This window comes from Rhodococcus sp. RS1C4, assembly GCF_002258225.1.
Lineage (GTDB): Bacteria > Actinomycetota > Actinomycetes > Mycobacteriales > Mycobacteriaceae > Rhodococcoides > Rhodococcoides fascians_E.
The window spans coordinates 1-19,522 of sequence record NZ_NOXZ01000044.1 but is presented as its reverse complement, the minus strand read 5'-3'; the positions used below and the strand labels follow the sequence as shown (position 1 = coordinate 19,522).

The 19,522-nt window shown below is 65.2% G+C and carries 13 protein-coding genes; 10 read left to right on the top strand and 3 right to left on the bottom strand.

Going from position 1 to position 19,522, the window contains the following annotated elements; translation table 11 throughout:
• Positions 1-62: 62 nt before the first annotated feature.
• The 4 genes from cobN (at position 63) to CH289_RS22360 (ending at position 6,377) form a co-directional block, all read left to right on the top strand.
• Positions 63-3,704, top strand: coding sequence for a cobaltochelatase subunit CobN (cobN, locus tag CH289_RS22375; protein WP_094728646.1), 3,642 nt, complete (start codon positions 63-65; stop codon positions 3,702-3,704).
• Between the two features lie 16 nt (positions 3,705-3,720).
• Positions 3,721-4,098, top strand: a complete 378-nt coding sequence (locus tag CH289_RS22370) for a PPOX class F420-dependent oxidoreductase (RefSeq protein ID WP_020110055.1) — start codon at positions 3,721-3,723, stop codon at positions 4,096-4,098.
• Positions 4,099-4,180: 82 nt separating this feature from the next.
• Positions 4,181-5,806: an amidohydrolase gene (locus CH289_RS22365; protein WP_037163261.1), complete on the top strand. Its 1,626-nt coding sequence runs from the start codon at positions 4,181-4,183 to the stop codon at positions 5,804-5,806.
• A gap of 145 nt (positions 5,807-5,951) precedes the next feature.
• On the top strand, positions 5,952-6,377 hold the full coding sequence (locus tag CH289_RS22360) for a VOC family protein (RefSeq protein WP_019666244.1): 426 nt from the start codon (positions 5,952-5,954) through the stop codon (positions 6,375-6,377).
• A 10-nt stretch (positions 6,378-6,387) separates the two neighbouring features.
• Here the strand turns inward: CH289_RS22360 and CH289_RS22355 are convergent, their stop codons facing one another.
• From CH289_RS22355 to CH289_RS22345, 3 genes are read right to left on the bottom strand one after another with little or no spacing between them, the layout of a single operon-like run.
• The gene (locus tag CH289_RS22355; RefSeq protein WP_094728644.1) at positions 6,388-7,746 is read right to left on the bottom strand and encodes a metallopeptidase TldD-related protein; all 1,359 of its coding nucleotides are present in this window, start codon (positions 7,744-7,746) and stop codon (positions 6,388-6,390) included.
• Complete coding sequence (locus CH289_RS22350) at positions 7,743-9,308, bottom strand: TldD/PmbA family protein (protein ID WP_176458834.1); 1,566 nt, start codon at positions 9,306-9,308, stop codon at positions 7,743-7,745. The genes CH289_RS22355 and CH289_RS22350 overlap by 4 nt, the downstream gene beginning before the upstream one ends.
• Positions 9,290-10,057 carry a TSUP family transporter gene (locus CH289_RS22345; RefSeq protein WP_020110051.1) on the bottom strand — a complete coding sequence of 256 codons (768 nt, stop codon included), beginning with the start codon at positions 10,055-10,057 and terminating at the stop codon, positions 9,290-9,292. The genes CH289_RS22350 and CH289_RS22345 overlap by 19 nt, the downstream gene beginning before the upstream one ends.
• Positions 10,058-10,074: 17 nt before the next feature.
• On the opposite strand from CH289_RS22345, the gene CH289_RS22340 reads away from it, so the two are divergent.
• The 6 genes from CH289_RS22340 to CH289_RS22315 all read left to right on the top strand — a co-directional run.
• Complete coding sequence (locus CH289_RS22340; protein WP_094711005.1) at positions 10,075-11,235, top strand: sensor histidine kinase; 1,161 nt, start codon at positions 10,075-10,077, stop codon at positions 11,233-11,235.
• Between the two features lie 15 nt (positions 11,236-11,250).
• Positions 11,251-11,910, top strand: a complete 660-nt coding sequence (locus CH289_RS22335) for a response regulator (protein WP_027498505.1) — start codon at positions 11,251-11,253, stop codon at positions 11,908-11,910.
• Positions 11,911-12,009: 99 nt separating this feature from the next.
• Complete coding sequence (locus CH289_RS22330; protein ID WP_179276856.1) at positions 12,010-12,495, top strand: FxsA family protein; 486 nt, start codon at positions 12,010-12,012, stop codon at positions 12,493-12,495.
• 17 nt (positions 12,496-12,512) lie between these two features.
• Entirely contained in the window at positions 12,513-14,108 is a 1,596-nt protein-coding gene (locus tag CH289_RS22325) for an amidohydrolase (protein WP_094728642.1), read from the top strand.
• Positions 14,098-15,699 (top strand): apolipoprotein N-acyltransferase, encoded by a 1,602-nt coding sequence (gene lnt, locus CH289_RS22320; RefSeq protein WP_094728640.1) that lies wholly within the window; start codon positions 14,098-14,100, stop codon positions 15,697-15,699. The genes CH289_RS22325 and lnt overlap by 11 nt, the downstream gene beginning before the upstream one ends.
• 569 nt (positions 15,700-16,268) lie before the next feature.
• The coding region (locus tag CH289_RS22315) for an AMP-binding protein (RefSeq protein ID WP_143545124.1) at positions 16,269-19,522 on the top strand (3,254 nt) is incomplete at its 3' end.

The window sequence follows — 19,522 nt, the reverse complement described above, 5'->3', positions numbered from 1 at the left end:
CCCTCTCCGAAGCCGCCACGTAGAACGACCAGGGGCGCGAAAACCCCAGGAGGGTGTTACCCGTGATCTTGCTGCTGTCCACCTCGGATACCGATCTGCTGTCCGCGCGCGCCAGCGGTGCCGACTATCGGTGGGGCAACCCCTCGCGGCTCCTCGCCGCCGACGTCCCGTCCCTGGCCGACGGCGCCGATCTGATCGTGCTCCGCATCCTCGGATCGAAGAGATCGTGGGAAGAAGGCGTGGACGCAGTCCTCGCGACCGGACTCCCCGTCGTCGTTCTCGGCGGAGAACAGGCACCCGACGCCGAACTCATGGAACTGTCCACCGTTCCCGGCAACGTCGCCGCGCAGGCCCACAACTACCTCGCCGAAGGCGGGCCGGACAACCTCGCCCAGCTCTTCGCATTCCTCTCCGACACCGTGCTGCTGACCGGACACGGATTCGCGGCGCCGATGCACACCCCCACCTGGGGCACCCTCGACCGTCAACCCAGCCGCGACACAAATTCCGCTCCTGTCTCTACTGGTCACTCCGCAGGCTCCGCTCCTGTCGTTGCGATTCTGTACTACCGCGCCCAGCATCTCGCCGGGAACACGGCGTACATCGAAGCTCTGAGCGCTGCCGTCGAAGCCAAGGGTGCCCGCGCGCTTCCCATCTTCTGCGCGTCGTTGCGCACCGCCGAACCCGCGCTGCTCGACACTCTGAAGTCCGCCGACGCGATGATCGTGACCGTGTTGGCGGCCGGGGGCACCAAACCCGCAGGTGCGTCGGCAGGCGGAGACGACGAGGCGTGGGACGTCGCCGAACTCGCCGCCCTCGACGTTCCCATTCTGCAAGGACTGTGTCTGACAAGCAGTCGCGCGACGTGGGAGGAGAACGACGACGGCCTTTCGCCGCTCGACGTCGCCACCCAGGTGGCCGTTCCCGAGTTCGACGGCCGACTCATCACCGTTCCGTTCTCGTTCAAGGAGATCGACGACGACGGACTCACCACGTACGTTCCCGATCACGAACGAGCGGCGCGCGTCGCGGGTATCGCCGTACGTCACGCACGGCTTCGGCACATTCCGGCGGCGGACCGGCGGATCGCGCTGATGTTCTCGGCGTACCCGACCAAGCACGCCCGGATCGGCAATGCCGTCGGCCTCGACACTCCGGCCAGTGCGATCGCCTTGATGTCCGAGATGCGCACCGCAGGTTACGATCTGGGTCCACTGGACGGTCCCGACGCCATTCCGGGTCTCGCAGCGCGTGACGGTGACGCTCTGATCCACGCGCTGATCGCGCGCGGCGGTCAGGATCCGGACTGGCTCACCTCCGAGCAGCTCGAGGGCAACCCCATCCGTATCTCGGCCGCGCAGTACCGGAACTGGTTCGAGGAACTACCCGAGGATCTCACGTCGGCAGTCGAGGAACATTGGGGTCCCGCTCCGGGCGATATGTACGTGGACCGGTCGGTCGATCCCGAAGGCGAGATCGTCATCGCCGCAATGCAGTTCGGCAACGTCGTCATCATGGTTCAGCCGCCGCGTGGATTCGGCGAGAAGCCGGTCGCGATCTACCACGACCCGGATCTGCCTCCGAGCCACCACTATCTGGCGGCGTATCGCTGGATTCAGGCGTCCGCGGAGAACGGCGGTTTCGGAGCCGACGCGATGGTGCACCTCGGCAAGCACGGCAACCTCGAATGGCTGCCGGGTAAGACTCTCGGCATGTCCGCCTCGTGTGGAACCGACGCAGCTCTCGGTGACCTGCCGCTCATCTATCCGTTCCTCGTCAACGATCCGGGTGAGGGCACCCAGGCGAAGCGGCGCGCACACGCGACTCTCGTCGACCATCTGATTCCTCCGATGGCGCGCGCGGAGAGCTACGGCGACATCTCACGTCTCGAGCAACTGCTCGACGAGCACGCGAACATCTCGGCGCTCGATCCAGCGAAGCTGCCTGCTATCCGCCAGCAGATCTGGACGCTCATGACGGCTGCTCAGATGCACCACGATCTGGGGCTCGAGGAACGGCCCGACGAAGAAGTGTTCGACGACATGCTTCTGCACGTCGATGGTTGGCTGTGCGAGATCAAGGACGTACAGATCCGTGACGGTCTCCACGTGCTCGGGTCCGAACCCGTCGGCGACGCCGAGGTCGTGCTCGTTCTGGCGATGCTCCGGGCTCGTCAGATGTGGGGCGGCGAGCAGTCGGTTCCCGGCTTGCGCGAGGCTCTCGGGCTCAGTGAGGACGGCGACGAGGAGCGCGTCCGAGTCGACGAGGTCGAGTCGATCGCTCACGGTCTGGTTTCGGCGATGCAGCTCACGCAGTGGGATCCGTCCCGAGCCGAGGAAGTCGCCGGGGACCACGGCCCCACCGTTGCCGAGATTCTGAAGTTCGCCGCGGCCGAGGTGGTCCCGCGTCTGCGCGGTACCTCGCGCGAGATCGAGCAGGTTCTGCACGCCCTCGACGGTGGATTCATCCCTGCGGGCCCCAGCGGTTCGCCGTTGCGCGGCTTGATCAACGTGCTCCCCACCGGGCGCAACTTCTATTCGGTCGACCCCAAGGCCGTGCCGTCGAAGCTGGCCTGGGAAACCGGGCAGGCGATGGCGGAGTCGCTGCTGGCTCGGTACCGGAAGGATCACGGCGAGTGGCCGAAATCGGTCGGGTTGTCGGTGTGGGGCACGTCGGCGATGCGCACGTCGGGAGACGATGTGGCCGAGGTCTTCGCGCTCCTCGGTGTGTCGCCGGTGTGGGACGAAGCGTCGCGCCGTGTCACCACGCTTGCGGTCATCGACCTCGAAGAACTCGGTAGGCCGCGCATCGACGTGACCGTTCGCATCAGTGGGTTCTTCCGTGACGCCTTCCCACACGTTCTGGCGTTGCTCGACGACGCGGTTCGTCTGGTAGCTGCGTTGGACGAGCCGGCGGAGCAGAACTACGTGCGTGCGCACGCGCAGGCGGACCTCGCCGAGCACGGTGACGAACGTCGTTCCACGACGCGCATTTTCGGTTCGAAGCCGGGCACCTACGGTGCGGGTCTGCTTCAGCTGATCGACAGCAAGACGTGGCGGAGCGACGAGGATCTGGCCCAGGTCTACACGACCTGGGGTGGGTTCGCGTACGGACGCGGACTCGACGGCGTTCCTGCGTCGGACGACATGCGCACGGCGTACAAACGAATTGCCGTGGCTGCCAAGAACACCGACACGCGTGAGCACGACATCGCCGATTCCGACGACTACTTCCAGTACCACGGCGGCATGGTCGCCACCGTCCGCGCTCTGACGGGGAAGTCGCCCGAGGCATACATCGGCGACAGCACGCGACCGGAGTCGGTGCGGACCCGCACGTTGTCGGAGGAGACCGCACGCGTGTTCCGTGCACGCGTCGTCAACCCGCGGTGGCTGGAGGCGATGCGTCGGCACGGATACAAGGGCGCATTCGAAATGGCGGCGACCGTCGATTATCTGTTCGGGTACGACGCCACCACCGACGTCGTCGCGGACTGGATGTACGAGAAGCTGGCCGAGACGTACGTGTTGGACGAGCAGAATCAGAAGTTCATGCAGCAGTCCAACCCGTGGGCGCTGCACGGCATCGCCGAAAGGCTGCTCGAGGCCGTCGAACGCAAGATGTGGGCGGAACCGGACCAGCACATCCTCGATGGGTTGCGCCAGGTCTACCTGGAAACGGAAGGCGACCTCGAGGGCGAATAGCCGTATCCTGGTCGGCATGGCCACGTTCCAGGAGATCGCCGACGGCAAGTACGTTTCGCTCACCACGTTCAAGAAGGACGGCACGCCCGTCGCGACGCCGCTGTGGGGGGCGCGCGACGGCGACCGGCTGCTGGTGTGGACGACGACGGACTCGTGGAAGGTCAAGCGGATCAAGCGAAACGCGAAGGTGACGGTTGCGCCGTGCACTGCGCGTGGCAAGGTCGAAGGCGCGGCGGTGGACGGCGTCGCCGAGATCCTCGATGCGGCAGGTACCGAGCAGGCACGTGCGGCGATCGCGTCGAAGTACGGCATCCTCGGATGGCTGACGGTGAAGGGCAGTTCACTGCGTCGTGGCAAATCGGGGACGGTCGGCATTTCCGTCGTCCCATCATGATCGGGTGAGATCCGGCGGTCACGGCGCGTAGTCGCTTCGAATGTGGCGGTGATTGCCCGCGCCGGGCGCCATACTGGCGCTCATGTCGGACTTCGGTGACGCAGACCTGGTACTTCTCGGCCGCATTCTGACGGTCGATCCATCCTTTCCCACCGCCGAAGCCGTCGGTGTGAGAGGCGGCCGAATCGTGGCCGTCGGCTCTCGGGCCGAAACAGAACCTCTCGTCGGTCCCGCCACCCGGGTGATCGACGTCGGCGACGGATGCGTGCTGCCGGGGCTCGTCGAGGCCCACGGTCATCCGCTCATGGAAGCGTTGGTGCTCTCGGATCGGATGGTCGACATCCGCCCGGTGACGATGACCGATCCGACGCAAATCCTGGACGCGATACGGAGCGAAGTCGCCAGACGCGGTGACGACGGAGCGTTCCTCAGCGGCTGGGATGCACTGTTGCAGCACGGACTTCCCGATCCGACACTGGACTGGCTGGACTCGATCGCGCCGGCAACACCCCTGGTCGTTCTGCACAATTCCGGGCATCTCGCGTTCTTCAATTCGGCAGCAGCACGGAGCCTGGGTCTGGATCGAGACACCCCCGACCCCAAAGGCGCGGCGTACGGCCGAGACGTCGACGGCGAGCTGGACGGGACCGCGCGGGAAACCGGAGCGGTGTTTCCGCTCGTCGCGGGTGCGATGACCGCAGGGGGTTATCCGGCCATGCTTGCCGCTGAATGTGCACGGCTGAACCGTGCCGGCCTGACGACGTGTTCCGAGATGGCGTACGACCCGAAATTCGGGCCGCTGGTGGCCGGGTTCGAGGAGTCCGGAGCGTTGACCGTCCGGCTCCGGACCTACGAGATGTCGAGTCCGGCGATGACGGCGAGCACCGATCCCGGGGCTGGGGACGACATGATCAGGCACACCGGAATCAAGATCTGGGTGGACGGCTCGCCGTGGATCGGCAACATAGATCTGTCGTTCCCGTACCTGGACACCGACGCGACCCGCAGCATCGGCGTCGAACCCGGGTCCTGCGGACACGCCAACTACACCCACGAACAACTGACCGAGATCGTCGACGCCTACTTCCCGCGCGGCTGGCCGATCGCGTGTCACGTGATGGGAGACAACGGGATCGACACGATTCTCGATGTCTACGACAGTGTGCTTCGCCGTCATCCTCGTTCCGATCACCGGCTTCGGCTCGAACACGTCGGCGCGATCCGGCAGGATCAGTTGAGGCGTGCTGTGGCTCTCGGTGTCACGTGCAGTCTGTTCGTCGATCAGATCCACTACTGGGGAGACGTCCTGGTGGACGGACTGTTCGGTCCCGAGCACGGTAGCCGTTGGATGCCTGCCGGGTCTGCCGTCGCAGCAGGCATGAGGATTTCGCTGCACAACGACCCGCCGGTCACACCCGAGGAACCGCTGCGCAACATCGCCGTGGCGGTGACCAGAACGACGCCCAGCGGATCGGTGTCCGCCCCGGAAGAGTGCCTGACGGTCGATCAGGCCATCCGCGCGCAGACCATCGATGCCGCCTGGCAGTTGTTCTCCGACGACGTCATCGGATCGATCGAGGTCGGCAAGTACGCGGACTTCGTCGTTCTGTCCGCCGACCCCCGTGACGTCCCACCGGAGACCATCGCGGACCTGGACGTTCTCGCGACCTATCTGGGCGGAGTTCAGGTGTACGACGGGTCCGCGTGACGCGGTGTCACCTGATCCCGTTCGGTCTGATTCCGATATGCGCAAGTGGGTACATGTACGTCGGCGGCCTGCGGACGACAGGCAGGGCGGTGTCGGATAGAGGACCAACAACGGGTGGCAGAGACCACCAGAGCGGAGAAGCACCGTGCCGATTGCAGCTACGGATTTCCATCATGTCCGGCTCACGGTCAGCGACATCGACGTGTCGCGAAAGTTCTACGACGACGTGTTCGGTTTCGATGTGGCGTTCGAGTACGACCCGAATGCCGACGAGGAGACCAAGAAATCCCTGTGGTTTCTGTTCGGTGGAGTCATCTACCAGTTCCCCGGCGGATTGTTCGGTCTCCGTCCGGTCGCACCGGACGACGACAACTTCGACGCGGACCGTGCGGGGCTCGATCACCTGAGTTTCGGCGTGGACAGTCGGCAGGCGCTGCAGGATGCGGTGGACACTCTCGACCGATTGGGTATCGCGCACGAGGGAATCAAGAGCGGAGGCCCCGGCCTCGCGATCCTCGAGTTCCGCGACCCCGACAACATCGCACTCGAGGTGTCGGGACCGGCCGAGTAGGTGTCGACGACTACTGGGCCGCGCTGACCGAGGACATGTGAAAGTCCGGAATGCGCAACGGCGGCATCGCTGTTCGCGTGAACCAGTCCTTCCATTCCCGAGGTAGTGTCGGCGAACTGATGCCCGCTTGGCTTGCTCGTCGGAGCAGGTCGAGCGGGCTTTCGTTGAAACGGAAGTTGTTCGTCGATCCGACGACCTCGCCGTCCTCGACCAGGTAGACGCCGTCTCGTGTCAAGCCGGTCAGCAGCAGCGTCGCGGGATCGACCTCGCGGATGTACCACAGCGTGGTCAAAAGCAGACCACGTTCGGTCCCGGCGATCATGTCCTCGATGGACGTGTCGCCACCGGTGAGGATCAGGTTGTCCCCGGGCGCGGTCACGGGAGTCGCGTACTCCTCGGCTGCGAAGCGGGGATAGGAGAGGGCATTGATCACGCCGTCGGCGATCCAGTCGACGCGTGAGGTCGGCAGCCCGTTGTCGAACAGTGACACCGAGTCGTTGGACGATGCCGTCGCCAGAAACGGCGAGTACTGGAGGCCGGGTGCCGCGGGATCGGAGAACAATGTCAGGTCGAGAGTGCCGAGTTTCTCTCCGATGCGAGTTCCACCGGCGCGCGACAATGCGGTGCGTCCTTCCTGGGCGCCCCGACCCTCCATCGTCCACATGAGATAGATCATCAGATCGGCGACTGCCGACGGAGGCAGTATCGTCTCGTACCGTCCTGCCGGGAGGTCGACGCGTGTGTCGGCCCAGTCCAGGCGCGTGGACAGATCGGCCAGCAGTGAGTCCACCGCGACGTCGTCGAACCGCGTGGTCCCGGTGCCGACCCACGCGCTGGCGTCACCGCGTTTGCCGTTGATCTCCACCGATCCTGTCGGTTGGGTGTATCGCTTGCGGATCCCGGTCGAACTTCCCAGCCACACCGTCTCCACCTGGTGGTGTGCGAATCCGTAGAGCTGGTCGGTGCCGTCGAACCCCGACGACAGGCCACCGGTGAGCGAACCGAACACGTCGATGTTCGTTCGCTGCGACGGTGCCTCCCAGCCGTCCGGCACGCTGGTGCCCGTCAGAAGCGGCATCGCATCCTCGGCGACACCGGCCGCGCGCGCTGCTCGTTCCGCTGCGGCGACGACGCCCGCGATGTCCGCTGGATCCACCGACGTGGAGGACACGGTCGCGGCGCGTGCCCCTGCGTCGGTGCGGACGATCGACATCACCGTCCAGCGTCGAAGCGTCGAGATGCCGTTGGTGGTCATCGAGTTGCCGGCCCAGCGAAGCGAGGCCTCGCTGGAATCGGTGACGATCACGATCGTCTCGTCGACCGTCGCCGCGGACAGTGCACGTTCGATCACCTCGTGTCCGGCGATCATCGGCCTGCCTCCGATCGAGTGTTGAGCACGTTGACACCGCGGAACAGTGCAGCCGGGCATCCGTGGCTGACCGCCGCGACCTGCCCGGGTTGTGCCTTGCCGCAGTTGAACGCACCACCGAGCCGCCTCGTGGACTTGCCGCCGACGAGGTCCATCGAACCCCAGAAATCGGTTGTCGTCGCCTGATACGCGACGTCGCGAACCTGGCCGTCGAGCCGGCCGTTCCTGATCCTGAAGAAGCGTTGGCCGGTGAACTGGAAGTTGTACCGCTGCATGTCGATGGACCAGGACTTGTCGCCGACGATGTAGATGCCGTCCTCGACTTCGGCTACGAGATCGTCGACTGTGCGATCGGTGTCGGGGTCCGGTCGAAGCGACACGTTGGCCATGCGCTGGATCGGTACGTGGTGCGGCGAGTCGGCGTACGAGCAGCCGTTGGAACGAGGCAGGCCGAGTCTGGGGGCGAACACGCGGTCGAGCTGGTAGCCGACCAGTACGCCGTCCTTGACCAGGTCCCACTGCTGCGCGGCGACACCGTCGTCGTCGTATCCGATGCTCGCGAGTCCGTGCTGTTCGGTGCGATCCGCAGTGACGTGCATGTGGTCACTGCCGTACTTCAGCGTCCCCAACTTGTCCGGCGTGGCGAACGACGTGCCCGCGTAGGCGGCCTCGTATCCGATGGCACGATCGTATTCGGTTGCATGGCCGATCGATTCGTGGATGGTGAGCCACAGGTTGGTCGGGTCGATGACCAGGTCCAGATTGCCGGGGGTGACCGTCGGAGACTTCACCTTCTCCGACAACCAGTAAGGAATCCGCTCCAGTTCGTCGGACCAGTCCCAGGTGCTGCCGGCGCCGAGATACTCCCATCCGCGACTGGTGGGAGGTGCCAACGTGCGCATCGTCTCGAACGCGCCTGCCTCGTGGTCGACGGTGGTGGCCTCGAACTGTGGGTGCAGGCGAATCCGCTGCTGGGTGATGGAGCTGCCGGCGAGATCGGCGTAGAACGCCTGCTCCTTGACCTGCAGGACGGACGCAGTGACGTGATCGATGCCCTCGGCGGTGCGGAGGGAATCCGAGTAGGCGGCGAGAAGCTCTACTTTCTCCGTCGTCGGGACCGAGAACGGATCGACGGTGTAGGGGGACACCCACGTCGCGTCGCGGTACACGGGTTCGTCGGCCAGTTCGACGGATTCGCGGTTGAGCGATCGCAGTGCCCGGGCGACTGCAACAGCGGACTGCGCTGCCTTCGACGCAGACGCTTCCGACAGTTCGGATTCGGACGCGAACCCCCACGTTCCGTCGACGACCACACGGACCGCGAGACCGATCTCCGAACTGTCCACCGCCGACTGAACGATGCTGTCGCGCATGTTCAGTGACTGGGTGACCAATCGGTGGACTCGGAAGTCCGCGTGGGATGCCCCGGCTCGCTTCGCCGCCTCCAGTGCGGCACCGGCCAGTGCTTTCAGAGGGAGTTCGAGAAAATCCGCATCGACGGTGCGTGTGTGCGTGTGCGGAGGCAGGGTCACAGGGATGGAGATTAGCCGAACTGTTGCCATCCCAGGCGGACAACCATGCCGATCACGACCACCAACAGCACGATTCGGACGAACCCCGATCCCCTCGACAGTGCGGTCCTCGACCCGAGCAGCGCGCCGATCACATTGCACACGGCCATCGCAGCACCCAATTGCCACAGCACGTGGCCAGTGATCGCGAAGAAGGCCAAAGCGCCTACGTTGGAACCGAGGTTCAGCACTTTCGCCATCGCCGCACTGCGGACGAACTCGGTACCGAGCAGGGTGGCGAACGCGATGATGAAGAACGTGCCGGTGCCCGGTCCGAGGATTCCGTCGTAGAAGCCGAATGCACCCGCCGCCAGGAAGACCACCACGAGAAACTTGCGTCGACTCGGTGGATTGTGGGCTGCCACAGTGCCGATCGTCGGCCGCGCCGTCACCAGGATGGCGACTCCCACGAGGACGACCATGATGATCGGAATGAACAGGTCGCGGTCGATGAGAGAGACTGCGGCCGCACCGCATGCCGACGTGACGGCTGCGGCAAGGCCTGCAGGCGCCATCACTCGCCATTCGATCTTTATCTTGCGAGCGAAGGTGACGACGGCTGCGCACGTTCCGAACACCGCGGTCATCTTGTTCGTCGCCAAAGCGGCTTGTGCGGACAATCCAGGGGCGACGACGAGCAGTGCCGGAAGCAGAATGAGGCCGCCGCCTCCGACGACGGCATCGACCCAACCGGCGCTGAACGCGGCAACCATGAGCAATCCCCAGTCGGCAGCCGTCATACGGCAAACTCAATCACATGCGCAGATTCAGCCTGTGGCTCAGGGGCAAGCCCTTCGTCGCGGATTCTCTTCTGGCCTGCGCGTTGTTCCTGACCGACGCCATAGTGTTCATCGGCTCGGCCACGGATGTGCTGTGGCCTTTGTTCGTGCTGGTCGCCGTCGCTGTGTCGGCTCCGGTCGCGTGGCGCAGGCGACACCCGCGAACAGTGTCCGGAGCGGTACTGATCGTGTCCATCCTGAGTGTTCTCACCGGACATGCGCTGGGGGACACGACCAGTCTGCATCCGTCGCTGCTCGCGCTTCCGATCATGCTGTACACGCTGGTGGCGTACGTCGGTCGGCGCGAGGGTGCGATCTACCTCGTTGCTGTGGCCGTCGACGGGATGGTGTCGTTGGTCTTCCTCGATCAGGATCCGTTCACGTCGATTCTGTTCACGGTGCTGATGTACGCGCTGGCCTGGCTGGCGGCGGAGTTCCTCGGCGCACGTCGTGCCTACGACGAGGCGGTCGAGGCACGGCTCGCCGTCGCGGAGTACGACCGTGATCGGCGGGCGGAGGATGCGGTGGCGATGGAGCGCACCCGCATCGCACGAGAGCTGCACGACGTGATCGCCCACGGAGTGAGCGTGATGGTCGTCCAGGCGGACGGTGCGTCCTACGCGATCCGGAAGGATCCCGAACGTGCCGAGCAGGCTGTGGCGAACATTTCCGCAACGGGACGCGCGGCTCTCGCCGAACTACGGCGCACGGTTGCGCTTCTGCGCACCAACCCGCACGCGGACGACATGCCGATGTACGGCACCGCCGGCCTCGCGAAGGTGGTGGACATGATGTCGAGGGCCGGATTGAACGTGGAGCTGGAGCAGACCGGCAATCTCGACGACATCAGTCCGGCGATCAGCCTGGGTGTCCACCGGCTGGTCCAGGAATCGCTGACGAACGTGCTTCGGCACGGTGGACACGCCCCGAAAGCGTCGGTGTCGGTGATCCGTCGCGACGAGGACGTGCTCGTCGAGATTCTCAACAGCGGTGTCGGTGCCCCGCCCATCGCCGTCGAAGGGACGGGAAACGGCTTGCTGGGTATGCGGGAGCGGGTCGCAGTTCTGCACGGAACGTTGGACGCGGGCAGGATGTCGGACGGTCGGTGGCGAGTACGAGCAGAGCTACCGCTCGAGTGAAGATAGGTTGTGCAGGTGCCGATATCCGTTCTCATCGTCGACGACCAGGAACTCATGCGTATGGGACTGACGATGGTGCTCGACGCGCAGGAGGACATCGACGTCGTCGGTGAGGCCGCCGACGGCAAAGCGGCGTTGGAGGCGGTGGCCGACCTGCAGCCCGACGTCGTTCTGATGGACGTACGGATGCCCGGCATCGACGGCGTGGAGGCGACCGAGCAGATCACGTCCTCGGCGTCGCACTCGCGGGTGCTGGTGATGACGACCTTCGATCTGGACGAGCATGTGCTTGGCGCGATCCGCGCCGGTGCGAGCGGGTTCCTCCTCAAGGACACTCCACCGGACGATCTGGTGTCCGCCATCCGCAGCATCGCCGGGGGAGATGCCGTCGTCTCGCCCAAGGTCACCAAGCGATTGCTGACGAGAATGGTCGCGGACGAGGCCACCCCGTTGCGTGATCCAGCGATGCTCGACGCTTTGACCGATCGCGAACGCGAAGTCCTCGAGCTGCTGGCGACGGGATTGTCGAACGCCGAGATCGCGCAACGGCTCGGTTTGTCCGAGGCGACGGTCAAAACCCACGTCGGTCGCATGTTCACGAAGCTCGGTCTACGTGACCGAGTGCAGGCTGTGGTGCTCGCCTACGAGACCGGACTCGTTCGTCCTGGGTCGTAGGGCGCCTCGGTTCCTGATAAAAAACGAAGACCTCTCGGGGGTCGGGAGTATTCCAGACCACTTCGTTCGTTGTCGCTACAGGCAACGAAAGGAACGACGGTGTTTGCTCTCTTTCTTCTTTACGTGATCGTCGAGGTAGCTGCCCTGGTCGCAGTAGGAAGCGCCATCGGTGTGCTGTGGACCGTGCTGCTGTTGCTGGCGGGGTCGGCTGTCGGCTTGATCCTGGTCCGCTCTCAGGGACGCCGGGTGATGGACGGCTTGCGCGCCGCCGGACGTGGTGAGCGTGCGCCCGGTGTCGCAGTCGCGGACGGTGTGCTGTTCGCCATAGGCGCGGTGGCGATGTTCGTGCCCGGCTTGGTGACGTCGCTCTTCGGCATCCTGCTCCTGCTGCCGTTCACGAGGTGGGCGTTGCGTCCGTTGGTCCTGCTCGCCGCAGCGCGGTGGATGCCCACTGTCGCCGCGACCACGGCGCGGATGCGGCCGACGGTCATCGACGGCGAGGTCGTCCCGGATTCGACGGGCCCGCGGCCGTCCGGGGCGATCATCGAAGCTCAGCCTCAGGATTTCCAGAAGCCCACTCGCTGAGGGCAGACTGGTCTGTCGTGAGTACCCAACTGCTCCTCGGTGGACGGATCTACAGCCCGACGGCACCCGACGCAACGGCGATGGCCGTCACCGACGGTGTCGTGACATGGACCGGCGAGGATCGCACGGGCAGAGCCCTGCATCCGGGCGCCGAGGAAATCGATCTCGCAGGCGCATTCGTCGCGCCTGCGTTCGTCGATTCGCACGTGCACACGACGGCACTCGGGTTGTCCGTCGTCGGACTGGATCTGACGGGAGCTGCGACTCGGGCCGACTGCCTGGACCGAATCCGGCGGCACGTCGAGCAGACATCCGACGATGTGGTGTGGGGACAAGGTTGGGACGATTCGACGTGGGGCGATGGCGGGGCGCTGACCACTGCCGATCTGGACGGGATTGCGCCCGGCCGAAACGTGTACCTGTCACGGATCGACGCACATTCGGCCGCCTGCTCGACGCCCCTTCGGACTGCCAGCGGACTCACGAGCTCCCAGTTGGGGTTCGACCCGCAGGAGCCGGTCACGGCCGACGCCCATCACGCGGTCCGGTCCACTGCTCGGGCATTGATCGGCCCGCGGCTGCGCACGCGGGCCCGGCTCGCGGCACTGGATCTGTTTGCAGCCCAGGGTATTTGCGCGGTTCACGAGTGCGCGGGCCCGGACATCTCGGGCGCCACCGACTTCGCCGAGTTGTCGGCGACGCAGCACGGTGTCGAGGTCCGCGGCTATTGGGGCGAACTGGCCACCAGCGCTGAGCACGCCCGCGAGCTGCTCTCGTCGACGGGTGCGGCCGCGCTGGGCGGGGACCTGTTCGTCGATGGATCCATCGGCTCCCACACGGCGTGGCTGACCGAGCCGTACGCCGACCATGACGGCACCGGCATCGCCTTCCAGGACGTCGAGTCCATCGCCGCTCATCTGTCCGCGTGTACCGAAGCCGGCATCCAGGCGGGATTTCATGCAATCGGGGACGGTGCCGTCGGCGCTGTCACCGCGGCGCTGCTCCGGACCGCCGAGGTGTTCGGCGGTCCGGCGGTAGCTGCGCTCGGGCACCGGATAGAGCACCTGGAGATGGTGTCGGACGCGCAGGCGGACGTTCTTGCGTCTCTCGGGGTGATCGCCAGCATGCAACCGGCCTTCGACGGGTTGTGGGGTGGTGACGACGCCCTCTACGCATCCAGACTCGGCGTGGAGCGGGCGCGGGAGCTGAACCCGTTCGCCTCGCTCGCATCGAGAGGTGTGTCCCTTGCATTCGGATCGGACGCCCCGGTGACGACGGTCGATCCATGGGGCGTTCTGCGATACGCAGTCGGACACCGCACTCCAGGAAGCGCGGTGTCACCTCGGGCGGCGTTCTCGGCTGCCACCAGAGGTGCGTGGCGAGCGGGCGGTGTGCGCGACGGTCTGGCAGGTACGCTGCTTCCCGGTGCCCCCGCGAGCTACGCAGTCTGGGATGCCGACGAGCTGGTCGTGCGCGCACCCGCCGATTCGGTTGCACGGTGGTCTACCGATCCGAGGGCCGGAGTACCCCCGCTGCCCGCCCTCGATCCGCAGTCTCCGAGCCCTCGTTGCCTGCGCACGGTGCACCGCGGACGAGTGATCCATGAAGCGTGATCCGCGCGCGTTCCTGCGCGTCGGTGTTTCCACCGTCCTCGCTGCTGTCGCCGGTCTCTTGCTGTTCGCGAGCTTCCCGCCTCGGCACCTGTGGTTCCTCGCCCCGGTCGGTGTCGCGATCCTCGTCGGGGTCGTGTCGGGTATCGGGTCTTCGAACCGCCCGTCGAAGAAAGCAGGCTTCGGGTACGGATTCGTGGCGGGCCTCGGCTTCTTCGTCCCGCTGCTTCCCTGGATCGGCGTGTACGTCGGGCCGTTGCCCTGGTTGGCCCTGGCGGCCGCCGAGTCCGTGTTCATCGGTGTCTTCGGCGTCCTTGCAGCCGTCCTCGGGAGGTCTCGGTGGTGGCCACTGTCGATTGCCCTGGCATGGAGTCTCGTCGAGTGGGCGCGGTCGTCGTTTCCGTTCGGGGGCTTTCCGTGGGGCAGACTCGCATTCGGCCAGCCGGACGGGTTTCTACTGCCGTTGGCGAGTGTCGGAGGAGCGCCGCTGCTGAGTTTCGGTGTGGCGTTGACAGGATGCGGAATCGCAGCGCTCGTGGCGTGCATCCTCGGGCCACGTTCGCGTGGCCGATGGGCAACAGCCACCGCTACCACCGTGGTCGCGTCCGTTGCCGCGCTCGCACTGTTGCCGACCCTCGCGCCCGCGCAGGCGTCCGGGGACGAACCATCCATCACCGTGGCGGCCGTGCAGGGGAGTGTTCCTCGGTTGGGCCTCGACTTCAACGCGCAACGACGTGCGGTGTTGGACAACCACGTCCGCGAGACGCTGCGCCTGGCCGACGACGTGGCGGCGGGCCGAGTGGCCGAACCGGACATCGTCGTGTGGCCGGAAAATGCGTCGGACATAGACCCGTTGCGAAACGCGGACGCGGCGGCACTGATCACCGAGGCGTCGGAGGCCGTCGGTGCTCCGATTCTGGTCGGTTCCGTTCTGGTCAACGACGACAGGACTACCACCAATTCGGTGATCGCCTGGAACGGTGCCGACGGTCCGGGTGAACGACACGACAAGAAGATCATTCAACCCTTCGGTGAGTACTTGCCCTACCGAAGTTTTTTCCGGTTGTTCTCCGAGTATGCCGATCGTGCCGGGTATTTCGTGCCAGGCACGGGTAACGGTGTCGTCCACGCCGCGGGCGTGGCAGTCGGAATCGCAACCTGTTACGAGGTGGCGTTCGACCGAGCGTTGACCGAGTCCGTTCGATCGGGTGCCCAGTTCATCGCGATCCCCACGAACAACGCGACCTTCGGGGACACCGAGATGACGTACCAGCAGTTGGCCATGTCCCGTGTTCGCGCGGTCGAGCACGGCCGCGACGTCGTTGTCGCCGCAACGAGCGGAATCAGCGCGACGGTGTCGCCGCGGGGCGATGTCGAGCAAGCGAGCGATCTGTTCGTGCCGGAGGTTCTCGTTCAACGTGTCGCTCTTCGGACCGATACGACGATTGCCACCGCAGTGGGTCCGTGGCCGGAGTATCTGCTGTGTGTGCTGGCCGGGGCGTTCGTGATCGGCACCGCAGTGATCGGCAGAAGAACAAACTCGAAGTCCGAAAAAGCGCAGGAAAAGGGTTTCGAATCCGATATTCGAGCGTGAGCGGTTCTCGGGAATGTCGAGCTGTCATTCGGACGGAGGATTCCTGGTCGGCCTGTTCGAGAGCGCGATTCGTGTAACGAATCGTGACGTAGGCTCGATTCTTCAATAGTGATCCGCTACAAAACCGGCGGGTTCTTATTGTATGTTTGTAGACCGCTGTGGTCCCTGGATCGCAACTGATCGTTGGCGCGCAATTTCCCGCAATTGCGCGGTCGGTGACGTGTACGTACGGGAGGGGTCGTCGATGATGTGTGCGCTGCTCGGTTATCGAATTCAACCAATTTCTCCAAATGAATCCCCAAGTCCATCGAATGTATCGAAAACCGGCATCGAGCCTTTTTCGGCATTCTTTTCGAACCCAATCCCGACCGCAGCGCGCAACGAACCAACTGTGAACGGTCGGGTAGGCGGATAGCCGTACCGATAGACCTGTACTCGACCAGGGCCCAGTTGCTGAACCACGCTCGGAACGGAAATGACTGTTGACTGCACGTACCTCGGCAACTGTCCCTGACAATTCTTCGCTGCGTTCGTCGTCTCTTTCGACGTCGACTCGGAAAGGTGTCTGAATGCGCGCCGCGGTCTCAGGCGAGTCCCATGGATCACTTCCTCCCGAGGGAGGTGCATCGGAGCCGTTCCCGTTGTCGTCGGCTCAGCGTGGAATGTGGTTCGCGCAGCAGTTGGCGCCGTCGGTTCCTGTCTGCATCGCGCAGTACGTGGACTTGCGGGGCGACCTCGACCTGGAGTTGTTGAGGAAGTCGACGCGTCAAGCCGGCCATGAGTTCCAGTCCGCCTTCATCCGTCTGTTCGAGGTCGACGGCGAACCGATGCAGGTGATCGATCACAGCATCGACGACTCGGTCGACTACCTCGATCTGCGGTCCGAGGACGACCCCATGGCCGCGGCGAAGACGTGGATCGATCGCAACTACACCGCTCCGGTCGACGTGACCACCGATCGCCTGGTGGACGTCTGGATTCTTCACGTCGAGGACGACCGGTACCTCTGGTACAGCAAGATCCACCACGTTGCGCTCGACGGCTACGGAGCCATGACGATGGTGAATCGGACGGCGGAGCTCTACACCGCGGAGCAGGAAGGCACACAGCCGCCACCGGCCAAAGCCGCCGAACTGCAGAAGCTGTACCAGCTGGACCAGGAGTACCGCTCCTCCGGTCGATTCGAATCGGACCGCGACTACTGGGTCGAACACGTCGGCCACGCGCGTGGTGGTGCTTCCCTCGCGAACACACCCGGCGCGACCGTCGCGGCAAGCACACTGTCGAGCGAAGCGTTGCGCACCGAGATCGTCGATGCGCTCGAAGCATCGGACGCGACCAAGGGCGCGACGTCCGCGGCCGTCGTCATCGCCGCGTTCGCGTGCTACCTCGCCAGGGTCACCGGGCGCGACGAGGTGCTGATCAACATTCCAGTGTCGGCAAGAACCACCGCGTTGCTCCGTCGTTCGGGTGGCATGCTCGTCAACGTCGCTCCGCTGTCGATCCGTGTGGATCCCGACGGCACCGTGGGCGACCTCGTACAGCAGGTGCAGCTGGAACTCATGGGTGCGTTGCGTCACCAGAGGTTCAGCCTCGAAGACATTCGGCGCGAACTCGCGACGCGCGGCCGGGACGCCGACCTCACGGGTCCGATGGTCAACGTGATGCTGTTCCACCAGCAGATCCAACTCGGTTCCATTGCAGGCGAATTCAACATCGTCACTTCCGGTCCGGTCGAGGACCTGCTGGTCAACATCTACCAGAGTGGTAGCCCTGCACGAACGTTCGTGGACTTCCGCGGAAACCCGAATCGCTACGTCGACGAGGACCTCGTCCGTCACCACCGCACGTTCGTCGAGGTCGTCGACGCGTTCGTCGAAGCGAGCCCGCACGACGCGGTCGATACCGTTCATCGCCCGAGTGCGGACGTGGGAAGGATTCGGCGCGCCGAGCGTTCCGAACTCGACTACTGGACCTCGGTGCTCTCCGACGCGCCCAGCCCCGTCGGTTTCGCCGGGTTCGACAGCGCAGCATCCACTGGGGAACGGACGGGCGCTCCGACTCCGAGGACAGCCTCCGCGTCGATCGACGCCGCCACCCACCGCGGACTGTTGTCGGCGGCCAACCACCAGAACGCCAGCGTGCTGGTGTCCGTCCACTCGGCATTGGCCGTGCTGCTGTCACGACTCGCCGACGAAACCGACATCTCGATCGGCGTGCGTACGCGATCGACCGACGGCAACGTCGTCGTCCTCCGGTCGTCGGTCGACGCAGCGGAGTCGTTCTCCGATCTCGGTGCTCGGCTGCGTGACATCGATTCGGCTGCACTGGCTCACGCGGGCGCATCGCTGGAGTCGGTCGGTGCGACGGTCAACTCGGCGGGGTCCACGAAAGCGGACTTGATCCGCGTGCTTCTGTCGTTCGGAGTCGAGGACCTGGGCGACGATCTCGATGTGGTCGACGTCGTGGTCACCGTGCACGAGACGTTCGATGCGCTCGGCGTTCCCGCCGGTATGTCGATTCGGTTCGTCCATGACTCGGAAGCGGACGACGGCCGAGCGCAGGCGCATCTCGACAGGCTCGTGACGTTGCTGCGCAGCGCGGCCACCGATCCGGCCCGTCCGGTCGGCGACGTCGATGTTCTGACGTCCGCCGAGCGGGCTGCGCTGGTCCCGGTTCGCGGTGCGTCGTCGGTGGGCGGGCAGTTGTTGCCGGAGATCTTCGCCTCCGCGGTGAAGGCCGCGGGGGCGAGTGCCGAGGCATTGGTGGTTGCGGGTTCGGGTGCACCGGTGACCTACGGAGAGCTGGATTCTCGGTCGACTGCATTGGGCGAGCTGTTGGTCGCACGCGGCGTCGGTGTCGGTTCGTTCGTGGCAGTCGGATTGCGTCGCTCGGTGGAGTACGTGATTGCCGTGTGGGCAGTGGCCAAGGCCGGCGGTGCATTCGTACCGGTCGACCCGTCGTACCCGGCGGATCGCCTTGCGCACATGCTGTCGGATTCCGGTGTCGCGGTAGGGGTGTCGACGTCGGAGTACATCGACGTACTGGCCGAGTCCGGGCCCTCGGTGGATTGGGTCTCGCTCGACGAATCGAACCTCGTCGCTGCCGAGACTGTGTCGAGTCCTGAAACACCGAGTCCTGAAACACCGAGGCCTGAAACACCGAGTCCGGTGCCGTCGCTGGACGATGCGGCGTATCTGATCTACACCTCGGGATCGACAGGTGTGCCGAAGGGCGTGGTGGTCACGCACCGCGGACTCGGCGACTTCGTGGAGGAGGAGCGGGCTCGCTTCCGGGTCACCACCGACTCACGTGTGCTCGCGTTCGCCTCGACGAGCTTCGATGCGTCGGTGCTCGAAGTGCTGCTGGCCTTCGGCGGCGCCGGCACACTGGTGATCGCGCCGACGGATGTGTACGGCGGTTCCGAGTTGGCTGCAGTGTTGTCGGGCGAGTCGGTGACCCATGCGTTCGTGACGCCTGCTGCGTTGGCGTCGGTGGATCCGTCGGGTCTGGACGATCTGCAGGTCGTGGTGACCGGTGGTGATGCAGCGAGTGCGGAGCTTGTCGAGCGGTGGGGTGCAGGGCGGTCGCTGTTCAATGCGTACGGTCCGACCGAGGCCACGGTGTTCTCGTCGGTCAGCGAGCCACTGACGGTCGATCGTGGTGTCGACATCGGCGCTCCCATCTCGGGTTCGGAACAGCTCGTCCTGGACTCGCGCCTGCAGCCTGTTCCGGTGGGTGTGGTGGGTGAGTTGTATTTGTCGGGTCCTGGTGTGGCTCGTGGTTATCATGATCGTTTTTCGTTGACGGCGGAGCGGTTCGT